The sequence below is a fragment of the Cellvibrio zantedeschiae genome (assembly GCF_014652535.1).
Classification (GTDB): domain Bacteria; phylum Pseudomonadota; class Gammaproteobacteria; order Pseudomonadales; family Cellvibrionaceae; genus Cellvibrio; species Cellvibrio zantedeschiae.
In genome coordinates, this window is the sequence record NZ_BMYZ01000002.1 from 529728 (window position 1) to 547467 (window position 17740).

Below are 17740 nucleotides of genomic sequence, written 5' to 3' on the forward strand. Positions count from 1 at the left end.
TAGTTTATGTTAAAACCAGTTGCTCACATTCGCTGGCTGCGAGTTCAATAAAAGCGCGCACCTTGGGTGTTAAAAAACGCTGGCTCGGGAATACAGCGTAAACTGGAATAGCAGGAACATCGAATTCGCCAAGGATGCGTACCAGCTTTTTCTCATCGCGCTCCGGTAAGCCAATAGGTAGGCGTGCTACGCCAAAACCTTGCTCGGCCGCCGATAAAACAGCAAACAAGTTGTTAATTTTTAGGCTGCCATTTACCTGCACTTCCTCTACTTTTTTGTCTACAAAAAAAGGCCAGATATTTTTTAATCCGGCATTAAAAATAATGCAGTTATGGTTTGTTAGTTCTTGTGGGTGCCGGGGTATGCCATGTTTTTCAATATAGCTTGGTGCAGCATATAGACCGTATTGTAATTGCCCCAAACGTTTGGCAATCAAGGTGGAGTCATCCAGTTCTCCTAGCCTGATGGCCAGATCAAACCCTTCATGGATTAAATCAACAAGTTTGCTGGTGTAGTTTGCTTCAACAGTGACCTGTGGATGGGTCTGCATAAAATGATTAATCCATTTGCTCACGAACAACATACCGAACTCTACGCCACAGGTTAGGCGTAATAAGCCTTGGGGCTCGCCCCATTCCTGCTTTGCCAGGCTTTCCGCTTCAGTCAGCGTATCCATAATCAACACGCATTTTTCATAAATACTTTGCCCAATGGGCGTGATGACTAGAGTACGTGTATTGCGCTCCAGCAAACGTACCTGCAACTTTTTTTCAAGATTACTGATTACCCGTGACACATTGGATTTTTGTGTCCCCAAGATTTCTGCTGTACGGGTAAAACTGCCGGTTTGTACCAATTTTACAAATGTATTTATCTCAAGTATTTCCATCATAGATTTTTTGCCTTTGAAGACACAAAAAAATTGTAGTGAAAATAACATAAATTGCGTTAATCAAGGCGGATTACTTTCGTTGTTATCCGTTGCGATAACAGTCTGTTGCAAAATCGGCCGTTGAATTCAAACGCTCTTAGCCAAATGATGGACAGGTCTACAACAATCAGGAAATTCCACAGGAGATTGCATGATTACTGAAATTATTCGTTACCAAATTGATCCCGCCGAAGCCGCAAGTTTTATTGAAACCTATCGAGAAGCTATGGCAATTGTGGACGAAACTGGCTTCGCACTAAGTTGGGAAATATTGCAGCAGGACGAAGATACCAGTCTTTTTCACATCATTATCCGCTGGCAATCCAGGGAGGCGCATTTGTCAGGCTTTCGTCAATCGTCATCGTTTGCCAGGTTTTTTGCCAAAGTAAAACCTTACTTTCAATCCATTTTAGAAATACAACATTATTCAAACAAATAGGAACAGCACATGAGCTTAAAAGATATCAACAAAGTTAATTCACAGGTCGTCAAAAAAATTGCATTGGTTATTGCCAACCCGGATACATCTACCACAACGCAATTTCCCGTTGGCTTTTGGTGGAGTGAATTAACTCACCCCTATATGGAATTTATAGATGCTGGTTACGCTGTGGATATTTTCAGTCCGCAGGGGGGCGAGTGTATTGCCGATACTATGAGTGATCCTAACGATGCCAGCGGTTATTCGCGAGCAGATTTAATATCTCAGGGTTTTATTAATACTTCAGAGCTGGCCGCCTTGGTTAAAAATACAAAATCCGTTGAAGAGATCAGTGTTGCTGACTACGATGCGATTTTTGTGGCGGGTGGCCAATCACCTATGTTCAGTTTTGCATCAGCGACTTCTCTGCATAAAAAATTTATGGAATTTTATAATGCACAGAAACTGTGTGTAGCGCTTTGCCACGGAACGGCGCTATTAAAATATTTAACTTTGGCCGACGGCACGGCCTTGGTGAAAGGCAAAACGGTGACTGCTTTTGCTAACCTTGAAGAAGATTTTGCCGATAATGCCGTTTGGTCCTACGGCATTTTGCCGCAGGGTCAACACCTGATGCCATGGCGCATTGAAGATAGCTTGAGAGAGCTGGGCGCTAATTATGTGCAAGCAGGTATGTGGCGCAGCTTTGCTATTCGCGATGGGAACCTTATTACTGGCCAGCAAAATTTTTCTGGTCGTGAGACAGCGCAACTATTAATTCAAAGCTTGGGGCTGAGTTAAGAAAAAACTGCCGATGCCAAATGGCGTTGGCAATTTTTTCATACTTAACTGCAAACAAATAAGGCGATTTGTTATGGATGAATCTCCTGTTAAATTGGTTGCGGTTAAATAACGACAATAATACGAGTCATTTCCATGGATCATCACAGCAAGCTGCAAGTTATTTATTTTTTATTGGCTGCCATAGTCGCTGTCCCTATTTTCCGGCGGTTAGGCTTGGGGGCTATTCTCGGTTATTTAATTGCGGGTGCAGCCATTGGTCCTTACGCGCTGAAATTAATTCCCGATCCTGCGTCAGCAATGCACTTGGCGGAATTTGGTGTGGTGATGCTGTTGTTTGTAATTGGGTTGGAAATTAATCCCGCGCGCTTGTGGGAGGCACGCAATAAAGTTGTATTGCTAGGCGGTGGGCAAATGCTGTTGACGGGGTTTGCGTTGGCTGTTGTCTTGTCGACTTTTGTATTTGAGTGGAAACAGGCGATTCTGGTGGGACTTACTCTCGCGCTATCATCCACCGCATTCGCTGTGCCGCTGATGGAAGAAAAAAATTACATGGCCACACCCATGGGGCGCGATGGCTTTGCTGTGTTGTTAATGCAAGATCTCGCAGTTATCCCACTTTTATTATTGTTGGCTGCTTGGTCTCCAGTCCAGGTTGTTGGTGAATCTTCACCGCCACTTTGGTGGGGGTTGATTGCGATTGCGGGAGTTATTCTCGCGGGGCGTTATTTGCTTACACCTTTGCTAAATATTATTGCTCGCTATGGCAGTCGCGAGATTATGACGGCCACAGATTTATTGGTGGTGTTGGGTACGGCAATGCTAATGGAAGCTGTGGGCCTATCCATGGGCATGGGAGCTTTTATGGCAGGCCTGTTACTGACTAGCTCCAGTTTTAAACATCAGCTCGCGGCAGATATAGAACCCTTTAAAGGTTTGCTGCTCGGTTTGTTTTTTATTGCAGTAGGCATGACGCTCGATCTCGATTTACTGTGGGCCCATCCAATATTAATTGTAAGTTTGGCGCTTGCGATGATGTTAATTAAAGCGCTGACAGTGGGGCTTATTTTTCGTATTGCACGCTACGCTTTTAAAGAAGCGTTTGTGTTGGGATTGCTTATGGCTCAGGGCGGTGAGTTTGCGTTTGTTATTATGGATAAAGCAAAGCTGATCAATTTTATTCCCAGTGCTTACGCTAATTACACTGTGTTAGTTGTAGGTGTTTCTATGGCATTGACAGCACCTTTAGTGATTATGTTGCAAGCGCTTTTGCGTAAAGAAAAAATTCAGAACCAGGCGTTTGATACAGTGGACGATGCTGAGAACGAAGTGATCATTGTTGGTTTTGGACGCTTTGGCCAAATTGTCGGGCGCATTATGCGAGCGAGCGACGTGAGTTTTAGTGCGTTAGAGAAGGATGCCACCCAAGTCGATTTTATGAAGCAGTTTGGAGCCAAATCCTATTTCGGCGATGCAACACGAATGGACTTGTTAGAGGCTGCGGGCATCGCCAAGGCAACAACTCTGGTAGTGGCAATAGATAATGTTGAAGACAGTGTAACTATCGTACGAGAAGTAAAACATCTTTATCCGCACATCAAATTTATTGTGCGTGCACGCAATCGCTTGCATGCATATCAACTGCAAGAACTTGGTATCGCCGATTCAATTCGCGAAACCTTTGACAGCAGCTTACTAGCGGCGAGTCGAACTTTATCTTCAGTTGGCTTTACCGATAGCCAGGTGATTGAGAAGGTGGGAATCTATCGCGACTGGGATGAAAAAATTTTGCTGCGTGCTGGTACTGTCTATAAAGACGATGCTGCATTGCGAGTTCTGGCAAAGGAGGGGGCAGATGAGTTACGTGTACTTATGAATAGGTCCGATATCTAAATCCAAAAAAATTTTTTGTCAATTTGAATTCGTATGCCACCAATCATATTTATTTATACGAGACATTTATGAAAAAAATACGGCGATTTTGTATCTTATTTGTTGCTGCCAGCTCCGTATTCTTGGGGCAAGTAGCGTTTGCTTGTTCGACATTTGTATTGCACGATAACGTTAATACTATTTACGCCCATCATTTAGATGAGCGCAGTGCAATTGATGCGTTGTTAGTGATTAATAAACGCGGCGCAGAGCGCACCGGTGTAACCTGGAATCAATTGATAACGGGTAAAAAGGACAATACATTTAGTTGGATAGCCAAGTGGGGTTCAATCACAGTAAATCTTTGGGGGCTGGGATTACCCGATGGTGGCATGAATGAAAAAGGTTTGTATATTCAGGAAATGAGTTTGGTAGCCTCCAAAGCACCAATTGAAAATCGTCAGGCAATTTATGCATCCTCCTGGATTCAGCACGCGTTGGATACCTATGAAACGGTTGATCAAGTTATTGCCAGTACCCAACAATTTTCTGTTGATGGGATGGAATGGCATTATCTGGTTGCTGATGCACGCGGACGCAAAGCCGCTATCGAATTTATTGATGGCAAAGCTGTCATTCACGCGAATCAGGAAATGCCGGTGCCCTTGATGTGCAACGATGCCTACGCTAAAGAGTTGGAGCTGTTTAAATCTCTCAAACCGCAAATTCAAGCCAGCCAAGTGGAAGACCGTTTTAGCAAAGGTGCGCTGACTTATAGTAACTCCACAAAAGATGGTGCAACTTATGATAGAGCGGTGCAGATATTAGGAAGCTTGCGTCAACCAGGCACACAGCTAACCTACGTGTTTGATGTGAACAAAAAGCAGCTGCATTACAACACCAGTGTAAATACTGAATGGAAAATATTTAATTGGAAAACTATCAAATTTGATAAGGGGCCAACATTGGTATGGGATATTCATGAGCCAGACAAGACTCAATGGTTGAAACCGGCAACCGCAGAAACGCAAAAAATTATTGCGAGTAAAGCTGTAACAAAATTCCAGGAATGGGTCGGTGCGGAGAGATTGAATACTTATTTGGCATCCGTAGGTGGTTCAACCAGTATCTTGCAAGAACAATTATCAGCAACGACTCATTGGTCAAAGATACAACAATAAAGTAACAAATAAAAAAGCCACTCATTGGAGTGGCTTTTTTTTGGAGTGATAGATAAAAATTACACGTTAAACAAGAAGTGCAATACGTCGCCATCTTTAACGATGTAATCCTTGCCTTCTTTACGTGCCTTACCAGCGTTTTTCGCGCCTTGCTCACCTTTGTATTGTACAAAGTCGTCGTAAGAAATGGTTTCGGCGCGAATAAAGCCTTTCTCAAAGTCTGTGTGGATTTTTCCTGCGGCTTGTGGAGCAGTTGCACCTACAGGAATTGTCCAGGCGCGAACTTCTTTTACGCCAGCGGTGAAATAAGTTTGCAGACCGAGTAATTGATAGCCAGCGCGAATCACACGGTTCAAGCCAGGTTCTTCCATGCCCATTTCGTCGAGGAATTCCTTTTTGTCGTCGCCTTCAAGTTCTGCAATGTCTGCTTCTAATTTGTTGCAGATGGGTACAACAATAGATTTTTCTTCTGCGGCAATTTTGCGTACTACATCCAAATGCGGATTATTTTCAAAACCATCTTCCGCCACGTTGGCGATGTACATTGTGGGTTTGAGCGTAAGTAAATTGATTTCTTTTAGCAGCGCAATCTCTTCCTTATCGAGCGGAAAAGAGCGTAGTGGTTTGGCTTCGTTTAAATGTGGCTGGATTTTTTCCAAAGCACCTTTCATGGCGACAGCGTGCTTATCGCCACCCTTGGCGGATTTGGCGTAGCGATTAAGCGCTTTATCAACGGCTTCCAAATCGGCAAGTGCGAGTTCGGTGTTGATTACTTCAATATCAGCCGCGGGATTAACGCCGTTGGCAACGTGGATAACATTGTCGTCATCAAAGCAACGCACCACATGGGCAATGGCATCTGTTTCGCGGATGTTGGCGAGAAATTTGTTGCCAAGACCCTCCCCCTTGGATGCGCCCGCCACAATCCCGGCAATGTCGATAAATTCCATGGTGGTAGCGATGACTTTCTCCGGCTTAACGATTTCAGCGAGTACATCCTGACGTGGATCAGGCACTGTAACTATGCCTGCGTTGGGTTCAATAGTGCAGAAGGGGAAGTTTTCCGCGCTAATACCGGCGTTGGTAAGTGCGTTAAACAGTGTTGATTTGCCGACGTTGGGAAGGCCGACGATGCCGCAATTGAAGCCCATGATGCTGATCCGCTATAAAAATGAAAAGAGGGTAAATCGAGAGGGCGCGATTATACATGCTTGAAGGGGGATTATTGAAACCTCTTGGTTCAAAATCCCCGTTCACGGAGGCTTGGCTGATTTAAAGGCAATGTTTAATCACTGGCGTGACCCATAAGCCGTGGTCGCAGCGGTTGGATGCCCCCGCCTCGGTAACAAAGCTGATTCGTTTGGCTCTGTTGAGGGGGATGGAGGCAAACTTGAGTTGCCCGGGCCGCATGATACTGCTGTCAAAGGCGAGCTTGTTATCCACCAGGATTTTAAATCGCTGGCCATCGGAACAACCGGAGCTGGAGGACAAGCCCATGCCCAGTTCCAATCGCTCGGCAGAGGCTGGAAGTTCCATGCTCCATTGGCTGTTGCCATGCACGCCGAACCCCTCATTGAAAATTCCACCAGCGATTGGCAAGCCCAAGTCGGTGGCATCCACTTCTTTATTGAGCGCAAAAGTTTGGTAATCCTGCTGGCCTGTTAGTGGCTGAACATCCAATGCCTTCAAACACATCATTTGCTCAGGTGTTTTTCGAGTCACGGCAGCGTAGTTGCCAAACGTGTGAAGGTTGTAAGCAAAGAGGTTGAATTGGTTTAGCTCAGAAATATGTGCAACCCAATAATGTTGCGTGCCGATATTTTCAGGTTGAATGCCAAAACTGAAGCGCCCAAATTTTTCTACTGTTTGGAAAGGTGAATTCCGGTTTGGGATTTGAACACTGCGCACATATTCTTTGGGATCAGGCTGTGCAAAAAATAAAGTTGAAGTGTAGACACTATTATTGGTGATAACGATTGGGGCATCTTTAGGTGCGGCTTTTAAAACCGCTTGGATTGATTCACCCAAGCCCACAAAAAAGTTATCAGCTATTCGTGCTTGCCAGGACGTGAAGTAATGAACCGAGAAAAGAACTCCTAACGCGAACACGGATATTTGTGCAATGCGATTGAGTGTTGCCTTGGGTGAAAATAACCAAAGCCCACGCGCTGCTAACCAAAGTGCGGGAAGCCAAATCAAATTGATTCGGTTGATGTTGGCAGACGTACAAAATGCAGTGAGAAGCGCACATATCAACCAGGCCAGCATCAGCCTGTCAGTGAGAGATTTTTCACGCAAAGCAAATGCGATTCCGAGCATTAAAAAAGGCGTAAGAATCCAATATTGCGCCCCCCAGGTTGGAATAGCATTCCAGGGTAAACCATCGTCTTGCGCGCCTAATAATAATTGGATAACTGCAACGGCATTATTAGGGATTTGTTCCCAACCATTAGACATGAGCGGTAAAAAAATTCCGTCGTAACGAGCCTCACCGGGATATTTGGGAATACTGATAGGTCCCCAATGAAGCGTGCTATTGCCGAAACTATTATTGAAAATAAACACCATCATGGGCAGTGCAATAATAAATGCGATTAGCGCGCTAAGTGCGTAGGGCTTCCATTGGAATTTGCGATCATAGCCAACAAAAATCCATGCACACAACATAAACGCGGGTGCAAAAACATAAGCAGTACCGTAAGCGTAAACCGAAATTGCTAATAAAGCGGAACCGAAATACAACCATTTATTATTTTCACGCGCGCGCGCAAAACAATAGGTTGCGAATAAAACTACTGCCGGCGCTGCATTGGATTCAAGTGCCCAACGCGAAGCCATAATTTGCCAAGGGCTGGTTGCGATAATTAACAATGCCCATAGTCCCATATGCGAACCGGAGCGTTTGCCCAATCGCCAAAAAATCCATACAGATGCAACACCGAGAATAGCAGCGGCAAGACGAACACTCGTAGTGGTTAAGCCAAAGAGTGCAATAAACGGCATAGAGAGATAAGCGTAAAGTGCATTTTGGCCGCTGCCCCAGGCAATAAAATTGACGGGCCAGCTTATGCCGTGGCGATCAATTCCATCCTGCAATAATGCCCAGGCATCGTAACCTGTTGAAGCTTCATCTTGATTCAATCCGCCGGGAATATCGCCTAACCACAGAACTCTGATTAATGCTGCTAATGCAAAAAGTACAATGGGCAGGCTTATATATTTTGAAAAATTAATCATGGCTTTTCTCCTGCGGCGAAGCCACAAGATTTGCGTTATGAGTTGCCGTTGAAGAGTGCAGGCTGCGTAAGAAATGTGTAAGTTTTGATGTTGATTTTATGGCAGGCCATTCAATCCAATACCATGAAAGGCTTGCTAAACCTATAATGACGGGCGTGCACAAAAACATCAGTAACCAATGCTGTAAAACGCTGAGGCTTTCACCTATTTGCGTATCGAGCACGAAAGTAAACAAAACGTAGAGCACTAAACCATGCGTAAGATAAACGCCATAACTCACGGTGCTCAATGCGCGAGCTGCACGATTATCGAGTAAGCCAAAAAGATTTGCGCCGCAGGCAATAAAACACATGCATACACTCAGGATTATTAAACGAGTATAAAAAGTGCCGTTGTCAAATACGGTGTAAGAAACAATTAAACCGGCGAGCAAAATCCAGTTTATTCCTCGGCCTTGGTGCAGCTCGCGCAACCAGGGAGTTCGTGCAACAAAGGCGGCAAAGCCACCACCAACAAATCCCCATAACAGGGTGGAGTCCAACCGCCATCTGCTGAAACTGATAATGCACGCAATGCTTATAATGAGCCAAATTGTTGGGTTGGTTTTGCTTTTTACACCCAGTAATAAACCCAGCGCGGGCAAACACAAATAAAAATACCATTCGTAAGGTAAAGTCCAAATCACACCAGAAACTAATAAATGTGTGTTGGAAAATTGATTGATGTCGGGATGACCCGGAATAGTGAAAAATAGCCAGCTAAAAATATCGTTACGCAGATCAACTGTAGTGTCAAACTGAACAAAACCGGATCGCACAGCGATAATGCTTAGCATAATTGCCACCACTGCAACATAAAGTGGCGTAAGCCGTAAAAAGCGCGAGCAAAATAATTTCAGCCAATCAATTTCTTTTGTTCTGCTTTCAAGCAACTTATGAGTAAATAAAAAGCCGCTCAACATAAAAAACAAGCTGATACTGGTTTGCCCAAAATTGTGATAAAGCGTAGAACTGGTGCCAACCCACGAATTCACATGCGAGTAGTTAAACCAATAAGCGGAGTGATGTAAAAATACAAAGAGCGCTAAAAAACCGCGCAAGCCGTCAATACTGGCAAACTCATGGTTATCGTTGGCGGAAGTGTCCCTGACAAAAAGAAATGCAGAGATTAAGGCGATAAGTGTCACCAGCGCGGCGGGTAACAGACCTGTAAGAGAGAATAGCGACATTTTATTGTTGTTCCATTTGTGGCTGTTCCATTTATTTCTGCTCCATTTATATAATTTTCGAATCCCTTTTATTTATAGCATGGCTTGCAAAACTGACATATTACCCACATCACGCAAACGCTAATTTAAGAAAATATACATTCGTTATTATTTTTTTGGCTCTGTATGCAAATTTTTCATCGCCGTATTCCAATCGCCTTTTACTGCATCGGGCAGTGCTTTGGTTGCGCGGTAAATAGCCTCATCAATTAATTCTTGTTCTGCTTGTGGTGCGCGTTTTAGTACAAAGTTTGCGACTAGCGGTGCTGCTCCGGGGTGGCCAATGCCGAGACGCAGGCGAGGGAAGTTCTGGTTGTTGCCCAGTGCGCTGATAATATCGCGTAGACCATTGTGGCCGCCGTGACCGCCGCCATGTTTGAAGCGCGCTGTACCTGGTGCTAAATCAAGTTCGTCGTGCGCGACTAAAATTGCGGCAGGTTCAATTTTGAAAAAATTTGCCATGGCGCCGACAGATTGACCGCTGCGGTTCATATAGGTGGTGGGAATCAACAAGCGCAGATCTGCACCTTGGTAATTGATACGGGCAGTTAGGCCAAAATATTTACCATCGGCGACTAAATTCGCCCCAGCTTGACGAGCAAGCTCCGCAACAAAATCCGCGCCCGCATTGTGGCGGGTGCGATCATATTCGCTGCCTGGATTGCCCAAGCCCACAATGAGTTGGATTGGTGTATTGGTCATGCTGGCCTCGCTACATCAATTAAACGCAAATTAAACAAACAATAAAAAAGGGCAGAAGATATGTCTTCTGCCCTTTTGATTGCAACTGAAAAGTGCAGCTGAAATTATTCAGCAGCAGTTTCTTCAGCAGCGCCTTTCGGCTTGACGATAGTAGCAACAGCCAAATCGTGATCAGCGCCGTGAGCAAGAGCAACAGAAGTCACGCCGCTTGGCAATTTAAGATCAGAGATGTGGATGATGGTGCCGATTTCAGCATTGCCCAAATCAACTTCGATGAACTCTGGCAAGTTGTGTGGCAAGCAAGAAACGTCGATAGAGGTCAGGTTGTGAACAACTTTACCGCCCTGGATTTTCACGCCTTTGCTGGTTGCTTCGTTGATGAAGTGCAGAGGTACGTGAGTAGTCAAACGAGTTGCTTTATCGATGCGCAAAAAGTCTGCGTGCAATACAACTGGTTTGGCTGGGTGACGTTGCAAGTCTTTCAGGATTACGTCTTGCGCAACGCCATCAACGCTCAGGCTGATGATGTGTGAGTAAAACGCTTCGTGTTCCAAGTGCTTCAACAATTCATTGTGAGATACGCTGATGCTGATTGGGGCAACATTGCCACCGTATACAACACCTGGCACTTGGTCAGCCAAACGACGTAGGCGGCGGCTCGCACCTTTCCCTAAATCGTTACGGGCTGTTGCATCTAATTTAAAGTCTTCTTGAGACATGGTTACTTCCTCAAATTGCCAAATCCGCGACCAGAACTTGGCAGGTTTTAATTACCGCATTGCGAATGCGTTGCGGCGGTTTTCCTTAGTAGATGTTATCTAAACATCGCACTCAGGGATTCTTCATTGCTCAAGCGGCGCATGGCTTCCGCGAGCATTCTGGATAAAGTCAGCTGACGCACTTTGGCGCAGTTCTTTATCGCATCGCTCAATGGGATTGAGTCGGTAACAACCAATTCATCCAACACTGAGTTATTTAAATTTTCTACAGCTTTACCTGATAACACCGGGTGGGTTGCGTAGGCAATTACGCGCTTGGCACCGTGTTCTTTCAAGGCTTTTGCAGCGCTGCACAAGGTGCCGGCGGTATCGACCATGTCGTCAACCAGCAAGCAGGTGCGGCCTTCAATTTCACCGATAATGTGCATCACTTCTGCCACATTGGCGCGTGGGCGGCGTTTATCGATAATCGCTAAATCTATACCTAATTGTTTTGCTACCGCACGGGCACGAACTACGCCGCCGATATCGGGTGATACTACAATCAGGTTTTCAAATTTTTGGGCTTCTATGTCTTCGAGCAGCACTGGTGAACCGTAAACGTTATCTACGGGCACATCGAAGAAACCCTGGATCTGTTCTGCGTGGAGATCAACCGTCAATACGCGGTCTACACCTACACCTACCATCATATCCGCGACAACTTTTGCCGTAATAGGCACACGCGCTGAACGTACGCGACGATCCTGACGGGCATAACCGAAGTAGGGAACTACGGCGGTGATGCGGCCAGCGGAGGCGCGACGCAGGGCGTCTACCATCACGATGAGTTCCATCAAATTGTCGTTGGTGGGCGCGCAGGTGGGTTGCACCACAAACACATCGCGTCCACGCACATTTACATTCAATTCAACCGCAATTTCACCATCAGAGAACTGGTCTACTGAGGCATCGCCCAGCGTCATACCAAGTTCATCAACGATTCTGTTAGCCAAATCAGGATTAGCGTTACCGGTAAAGACCATGAAGTCAGTCACGTCAGACACCTTTGTGATTGCTGTTGTTGTGTTGGATTGGGCCAACTGGGCCAATTCGGCCGTTTAGACCTGCTTTGATTGCTAAGCGCAAATCAGAGTTTTTTACCCTTGGGGATTTCGGGGTGCTACTCGCTAAGTCGTCGTATGTCGAATTGGAATAGATGAGTATAGATGGTGAGATCATTGTTGTGACTTCTACAACTGTATATATAGAACAGCGCTTGGGCTGAATAATCACTTAAAACAATGACTCTGGAAAATGGCAGGGGCGGAAGGACTCGAACCTACGAATGGCGGGATCAAAACCCGCTGCCTTACCACTTGGCGACGCCCCTATTTTGGTACTTCAACTTGAACTGGTTAACGCGTAGAGCGGCGATTGATTGACGCCTTGCGCTACAAAACCGGGCAGATGTTTAGGTAAACTTTGCAACACTTTTTGCGCTGCTTCTGCCGTTGCGAGCTGCGTAAAAACGCATGCTCCGGTTCCGGTTAACTTTGCTTGGTGACCGCGTTCTGCAAACCAGTTTAGTGCTTCATCAACTTGTGGATAAAGCCTTCTAACCAAGGCTTGGCAAGCATTTTGGCCACCCTGCTCAAGAAAGGCCGCCACTTTAATGGCAGGCGAGTCTCTTGTCAAATCTTTATGCGAAAAAATCTGCTGCGTGGATACGTGGCAATCAGGTTGTACAACCAAGAACCAATTTTTAGGCATTTCAATGGGTTGGAGCGCTTCACCGACCCCTTCTGCCCATGCAGTTTGGGCGTTTACGAATACCGGAACATCGGCTCCTAACTGCAACCCGAGCTGCTGTAATTGGGTGCTATTTAAGCCGCATTTCCATAAATAGTTAAGTGCCACCAGGGTTGTTGCGGCGTTGCTGCTGCCACCGCCAATTCCACCGCCCATGGGAAGGCGTTTTTCCAATCGGATATCTACCCCTAAACCTACGCCTGTTTGTTTTTGGAGTGTACGAACAGCTTTGATAATCAAATTATCTTCAAAGGCGACGCCGGGAATGTTCGGTGTGAGCCTAACCAGTCCATCATTACGCGGAGTGAAAGCCAGGGTGTCGCCGTAGTCGAGCAACTGAAACAGGGTTTGCAGGTTGTGATAACCGTCGGCACGGCGACCGGTGATGTGTAAAAACAGGTTGAGCTTAGCGGGTGATAGCAATTCTAAAGTCTGCGTCATAGCGCCGGTTCCATTTGCCATTCGCGGATCACCAGAGTCAAACGCATATCTTTAAATTCGGCAGTAATCCGTCCCGGCATGGCGAGGGTTTCTGTTCCAGCGTTTACGCTCAGGTACTCCCCATAGGTGACTTTCCAGCCCAGTTGTTCCAGTTCGCCAATTAAACCCTGAGCATTAGGTGCGAAGTGCGTAATTTTTGCCGTGGGTGCAGGAAGCCCGCGCACCCAGAAAGTGAGTTGGGCTACGGGAATTGTCCAACCGGTGTTCCGGCGAATGAGTTCTTCTGCTGTCTTTGCGGTGATGGGGGCTTTACCTGGTTCGCTGAGCGTAACTTCGCCGGCTTTGCCAGCAATGCCCAAAATGTTTTGGCCGAAGGGGCCGGTAAAGTCTATGGCGAAATCATTGGGTTGTTGTTGCCAGCGGAGGGTCATGCTGCCGCCGTCGTTTGGCACTTTTACGCCGAGTTTGCCGGTCGCCTGCCACTTGCCCAAGGCTTCTACTTGCGCCTGATGCTTTGGCCAGTCTTCGCTAATTAACGGAGCTTTGGGTAATTTATGGGCGCAACCGCTCAATAACAGGCTGATGAATAAAAGACGCAACAAAAGTAGGGCGGGAAAAACCTTCATTAATAACTCTATTCAGCTTTAAGCCGTTTCATGGTGGCCGGAATGCTCGTGTCTTCCGGTGCTTGTTTAATACCTTCCTGCCAAATGGAGCGCGCCTCTTCCTGTGCGCCCGTTATCCATAGTACTTCGCCCAAATGAGCGGCAACGGCGGGTTCTTGATAGCTCGCATAAGCCTGGCGCAATTCGCGTATGGCTTGGACGTAATTGCCCTGGCGATAGTGCAGCCAACCGAGGCTATCGATAATGACCGGATCATCCGGCTTTAAGGTATGGGCTTTGGTCAGCAGCTCTTCCGCTTCACGATAACGCTGGCTGTCATCCGTTAGCATGTAGCCCAGCGAGTTGAGGGCGACGGCATTGTCAGGTTCAAACTGTAAAATCTGGCGCAAATCACGCTCGGCATCAGCGCGCTGGTTGCGTTGGATATAGAGCATGGCGCGCGCATAAAGTAATTTGCTGTTGTTGGCGAGGTTTGCCAAAGCATCGTTGAGGATTTTTTCGCCCTCAACCAAATAGTTGTGTTTGATTAGCGCTTGCGAATGCAATAAATACAAACTCTCTGCTTGATCGGGAAAACGGATGCGCACACGATTCATATGTTGCTGTGCGCTAATAAAATCGCCTTGCTTGATAAAAATATCCAGCAAGCTAATTGTTGCAGATAAAAAATCGTTACCGCGTTCAACCTGCAAATAATTAAAAATCGCTTCCTGCCAGTTTTGTTGTGCTTCTGCCAGGCGTCCTAAATAATAATGTGCGGTGGATGAATGTTGTTCTTCGTCCAGTAATTTTTCAAACGCGCGATTCGCGGCTTTGTAATCTTTGCGCTCCATGGCGATAATGCCAAGCGATAAAACTGCATCAGCATTTTTAGGTTGCTGCTTGGCGATAATGGCAAATTGTTGCTGCGCCAGCGCTAAATCATAGTGCGTAAGAATGTGGGCATATTGATTGCGCAGGCTAATGTTATCGGGATAAAAGGTCAGCAGCTCGGCCATTTTGGCGATGGCTTCGCGGTCGCGTTTTAATTCGTGCAGCAAATTTGCTTCTAAAATTGCAGCGGGAATACTGCGTGGATAGAGCGTGAGTGCTTTTTCTGTGTAGGTCATGGCCTCGTCGAAACTGTGTTGCTGTTGTAAAAGCAAACCAATTCCAACTAACAATTGTTCATCGCGATTGTAACGCGGCAATAAAGTTTTAAAGCTTTGCAGCAAACGTTCACGTGCAGGGCGTGTGAGGCCTTCTGCGTTGGCGGCAATATTTTGAAACAGGGGTTCGCCACCGGCAACATACAAACGCCGCGACATTTCAAAAGCTTCTTGCAAACGATTTGCTTGCATTAAGCCGAGTGACGCATTGGCTAGCGCTTCTTTATCTTTAGGCGCGCGTTCAGCCCACAGCAGCGACATCTCCAAACCGGTTTGGGTTGCGCCTAAATAGCGGGCAATCATAGTTGCGCGTGCAGCAACTTGCGGGTCGCGGGTAACGCGCGCTTGCTGGGTGTAATTGGCAAGCGCTAAATCATATTGTTGGCGGCTGCCGGCAATCTCTGCTGTGAGTAGCGCATAAAGCGTATCTGTAGAAAATTTGCGCTCAACCGGTTTGCTTGATGCACTCGGAGCGGCTGTGGTTTGGGAATGATTTTGCGCGTAGGTTGCCACACTGTAGCTATATGCAAACGCATAGCCGAGCAGTGAGGTGAACAATGTAAATGGGCGCAATTTCATTGGGATTTTATGGTGGATCTTATGAAGAGTTTCATAGGGAGTCTGGGTCGCAATACTGCAAATTCAAGCGTGCATTCAACAAACGCAAGCTGTTGCAGTAGGCTGCACATAATAAACACCCGTGAAACTTAGTGCGAGTGATATATTCTGTTTCATTCTCATAGTAGTCGATTTTTGGAGTCAATTTTGGAACAACATCAAAGCTTGCTGCATGCCATTTATTATTTGTTGGCAGCGGTCATAGCAGTACCGGTTTTCAGGCGTTGGGGTTTGGGCGCCATCCTTGGCTATTTGGTAGCGGGCGTGGTGATTGGCCCACAGGTTTTGGGTTTGATTTTTGAAACTGAATCCGCCATGCATTTATCCGAATTCGGTGTGGTCATGCTCTTGTTCGTCATTGGTCTTGAGCTTAACCCGGAGCAATTATGGAAAAGCCGCTATGAAGTAGGGTTGCTCGGCGGTGCACAAATTTTGCTCAGTGCTGTGGTCATAGCAGCGTTTTTATTGATGTTATTTTCGCTGACGTGGCAGCAAGCTTTTGTCATAGGTTTAACCTTGGCGCTGTCATCAACGGCCTTTGCGGTGCCCTTGATGGAAGAGCAAAAAATCATGGGCTTACCTCTAGGGCGCAAAGGTTTTTCCATGTTGCTCTCGCAGGATATGGCGGTTATCCCGATCCTTTTATTACTCGCCAGCATGGCGCCAGTTGCAAGTAGCCACGGCGAGCGTTTGCCCTGGTGGGTTGGGGTGCTCACAGTATTGGGAATGATTGTGGCCGCGCGCGTGCTGTTCAATCCATTGTTAAAACTTGCCGCCAAATATGGCAGCCGTGAGATCCTGACGGCAGCCGGTTTGTTAATTGTGCTGGGTGTTTCCCTGCTGATGTTAACTGTGGGCTTGTCCATGAGTTTGGGCGCTTTCCTTGCAGGTTTGTTGTTGGCGCAGTCCAGTTATCGCCACCAGCTCGCTGCGGATATAGAGCCGTTTAAAGGATTGCTGCTCGGTTTGTTTTTTATCGCTGTCGGCATGTCACTCAATTTGAAGTTATTGTTTGAGCATCCACTGTTGGTGATGGCTTTAGCGCTTGCATTAATGACCATCAAAGTTGGTGTCATTGCCTTAATTTTAAAAGTGCGCAAATTCAGTTTTCGCGAGGGGATTTTCCTGGGGATTATGCTTGCGCAGGGCGGTGAGTTCGCGTTCGTGTTAATGGCTTCTGCCGAAGAACTTAACTTCTTGCCCGCTGTTATCACCAGCTATGTCGTCTTGGTGGTGGGTATTTCCATGGCACTTACCGGGCCTTTGGTTATTGGTTATGAACGTTTGATACAGCGAACTACACTGCAGGAAAAAGCGCTGGCTGATATGGAGTTGCATAAAGAATCACTTTCAGCGCTTGAACAGCCACAAGAACATAAGCCCGAAGTTATCATCGCGGGCTTTGGCCGCTTTGGGCAGATTATTGGTCGTATCCTCACTGCTAACAACATTCCCTATAACGCTCTGGATCGTAATGCAGATCACATTGAGTTCCTCAAGCAATTTGGGGTGCAAAGCTATTACGGCGACCCCGCACGTCTGGATTTACTGGAGGCTGCAGGTGTTCGCGAAGCAAAAGTACTGGTAGTAGCGGTGGATGGGGTGGAGGAATCCCTGAAGGTTGTGCGCCTGGTGAAGGAAAAATATCCCCATGTGGCCCTTATAGTGCGCGCCCGCGACCGTGCCCATGTCTATCAATTGGTGGAGTTGGGGGTGGAGAATCCAATTCGCGAGATCTATGAATCCAGCTTGTCGGCTGCTATGCAAACCTTGCTGGAGCTGGGTTTCACCGAGGGTCAATCGCAAAATACCATTGATCTTTTCCGTGAGCACGATGAGCAAATGCTACAAAAATCATCGCTCGTCCATAACGATCTGGCCGCCATGATAAAAGTGGCAGAAGACGGCCGCCGCGAATTGAAAGAACTCTTCGCGAAGGATACGCAGATTCAGTAGTTCTAGCGGTTAGTGACTGCTTTTTGTCA

Annotated in this window: 15 protein-coding genes and 1 tRNA gene; 5 read left to right on the forward strand and 11 right to left on the reverse strand. The window is 46.5% G+C overall.

Annotation, left to right across the window (positions count from 1 at the left end; genetic code table 11):
• Positions 1 to 4 precede the first annotated feature (4 nt).
• Positions 5 to 892 (reverse strand): LysR family transcriptional regulator, encoded by an 888-nt coding sequence (locus IE104_RS13155; protein WP_189419246.1) that lies wholly within the window; start codon positions 890 to 892, stop codon positions 5 to 7.
• Between the two features lie 190 nt (positions 893 to 1082).
• Between IE104_RS13155 and IE104_RS13160 the strand changes: the two genes are divergently transcribed.
• The 4 genes from IE104_RS13160 (at position 1083) to IE104_RS13175 (ending at position 5206) form a co-directional block, all read left to right on the forward strand.
• Positions 1083 to 1370: a putative quinol monooxygenase gene (locus tag IE104_RS13160; RefSeq protein ID WP_189419248.1), complete on the forward strand. Its 288-nt coding sequence runs from the start codon at positions 1083 to 1085 to the stop codon at positions 1368 to 1370.
• A gap of 9 nt (positions 1371 to 1379) precedes the next feature.
• Positions 1380 to 2153 (forward strand): type 1 glutamine amidotransferase domain-containing protein, encoded by a 774-nt coding sequence (locus tag IE104_RS13165; protein WP_189419249.1) that lies wholly within the window; start codon positions 1380 to 1382, stop codon positions 2151 to 2153.
• Positions 2154 to 2288: 135 nt separating this feature from the next.
• Positions 2289 to 4046, forward strand: coding sequence for a monovalent cation:proton antiporter-2 (CPA2) family protein (locus IE104_RS13170; RefSeq protein ID WP_189419251.1), 1758 nt, complete (start codon positions 2289 to 2291; stop codon positions 4044 to 4046).
• 68 nt (positions 4047 to 4114) lie between these two features.
• Positions 4115 to 5206, forward strand: a complete 1092-nt coding sequence (locus IE104_RS13175; RefSeq protein ID WP_189419253.1) for a linear amide C-N hydrolase — start codon at positions 4115 to 4117, stop codon at positions 5204 to 5206.
• 59 nt (positions 5207 to 5265) lie between these two features.
• On the opposite strand, the gene ychF is transcribed toward IE104_RS13175, so the two are convergent.
• The 10 genes from ychF to IE104_RS13225 form a co-directional block, all read right to left on the reverse strand.
• Positions 5266 to 6357, reverse strand: coding sequence for a redox-regulated ATPase YchF (ychF, locus tag IE104_RS13180; RefSeq protein ID WP_189419255.1), 1092 nt, complete (start codon positions 6355 to 6357; stop codon positions 5266 to 5268).
• Positions 6358 to 6478: 121 nt separating this feature from the next.
• Complete coding sequence (locus IE104_RS13185) at positions 6479 to 8443, reverse strand: NPCBM/NEW2 domain-containing protein (protein ID WP_189419257.1); 1965 nt, start codon at positions 8441 to 8443, stop codon at positions 6479 to 6481.
• On the reverse strand, positions 8436 to 9671 hold the full coding sequence (locus IE104_RS13190; protein ID WP_189419258.1) for an acyltransferase family protein: 1236 nt from the start codon (positions 9669 to 9671) through the stop codon (positions 8436 to 8438). Before IE104_RS13190 ends, IE104_RS13185 begins: the two co-directional genes overlap by 8 nt.
• Before the next feature lie 147 nt (positions 9672 to 9818).
• The gene (gene pth, locus IE104_RS13195) at positions 9819 to 10412 is read right to left on the reverse strand and encodes an aminoacyl-tRNA hydrolase (RefSeq protein WP_189419260.1); all 594 of its coding nucleotides are present in this window, start codon (positions 10410 to 10412) and stop codon (positions 9819 to 9821) included.
• Positions 10413 to 10516: 104 nt separating this feature from the next.
• Complete coding sequence (locus IE104_RS13200) at positions 10517 to 11131, reverse strand: 50S ribosomal protein L25/general stress protein Ctc (protein ID WP_189419262.1); 615 nt, start codon at positions 11129 to 11131, stop codon at positions 10517 to 10519.
• A gap of 95 nt (positions 11132 to 11226) precedes the next feature.
• Positions 11227 to 12156 carry a ribose-phosphate pyrophosphokinase gene (locus tag IE104_RS13205; RefSeq protein WP_444542201.1) on the reverse strand — a complete coding sequence of 310 codons (930 nt, stop codon included), beginning with the start codon at positions 12154 to 12156 and terminating at the stop codon, positions 11227 to 11229.
• Between the two features lie 272 nt (positions 12157 to 12428).
• Positions 12429 to 12503, reverse strand: a tRNA-Gln gene (locus IE104_RS13210).
• An 11-nt stretch (positions 12504 to 12514) separates the two neighbouring features.
• Entirely contained in the window at positions 12515 to 13363 is an 849-nt protein-coding gene (gene ispE / locus IE104_RS13215; protein ID WP_189419265.1) for a 4-(cytidine 5'-diphospho)-2-C-methyl-D-erythritol kinase, read from the reverse strand.
• Positions 13360 to 13989, reverse strand: a complete 630-nt coding sequence (lolB, locus tag IE104_RS13220; RefSeq protein WP_189419267.1) for a lipoprotein insertase outer membrane protein LolB — start codon at positions 13987 to 13989, stop codon at positions 13360 to 13362. The genes ispE and lolB overlap by 4 nt, the downstream gene beginning before the upstream one ends.
• Positions 13990 to 13997: 8 nt before the next feature.
• Positions 13998 to 15716 carry a tetratricopeptide repeat protein gene (locus tag IE104_RS13225; RefSeq protein WP_189419269.1) on the reverse strand — a complete coding sequence of 573 codons (1719 nt, stop codon included), beginning with the start codon at positions 15714 to 15716 and terminating at the stop codon, positions 13998 to 14000.
• 186 nt (positions 15717 to 15902) lie between these two features.
• Here IE104_RS13225 and IE104_RS13230 point away from each other — a divergent pair, with 186 nt between their 5' ends.
• Positions 15903 to 17711: a monovalent cation:proton antiporter-2 (CPA2) family protein gene (locus tag IE104_RS13230; RefSeq protein ID WP_189419271.1), complete on the forward strand. Its 1809-nt coding sequence runs from the start codon at positions 15903 to 15905 to the stop codon at positions 17709 to 17711.
• The last annotated feature ends 29 nt before the right edge of the window (positions 17712 to 17740 follow it).